The following is a 495-nucleotide window of genomic DNA, read 5'->3' as shown; positions in this document are numbered from 1 at the left end:
GTCGCCGTGCTCGCGCTGGTCGTCCCCGTCGTGCTGGTGCTCATCGCGGAGAACGTCGGGCACGTGAAGTCGGTCGCGGCGATGACCGGCAAGAACCTCGACGACCTCACCGGTCGCGCGCTCCTCGCGGACGGCGTCGCGACCACGCTCGCGGGCGTCGGCGGCGGGTCCGGCACCACGACGTACGCCGAGAACATCGGCGTCATGGCCGCGACCCGCGTGTACTCGACCGCGGCCTACTGGGTCGCGGCGGCGACCGCGCTCGTGCTCTCGCTCTCGCCGAAGTTCGGCGCGCTCATCGCGACCATCCCCGCCGGCGTCCTGGGCGGTGCGGCGACGATGCTCTACGGCATGATCGGCATCCTCGGTGCGCGCATCTGGGTGCAGAACAAGGTCGACTTCTCCAACCCGGTCAACCTCCCGACCGCCGCCGTGCCGCTCGTCATCGGCATCGCCCACTTCCCCTGGGCCGTCGGCCACCTGGCGTTCGAGGGC

General features: G+C 71.7%; 1 protein-coding gene. It reads left to right on the top strand.

Features of this window, described 5'->3' with window-relative positions; all coding sequences use genetic code 11:
* A partial coding sequence (locus G3I78_RS47745; protein ID WP_275424932.1) for a solute carrier family 23 protein occupies positions 1–495 on the top strand: 495 nt, incomplete at both ends.

Origin of the sequence: Streptomyces sp. SID13726, assembly GCF_010548375.1 — a bacterium.
GTDB lineage: Bacteria > Actinomycetota > Actinomycetes > Streptomycetales > Streptomycetaceae > Streptomyces.
This window is presented reverse-complemented; position numbering and strand designations above follow the sequence as displayed.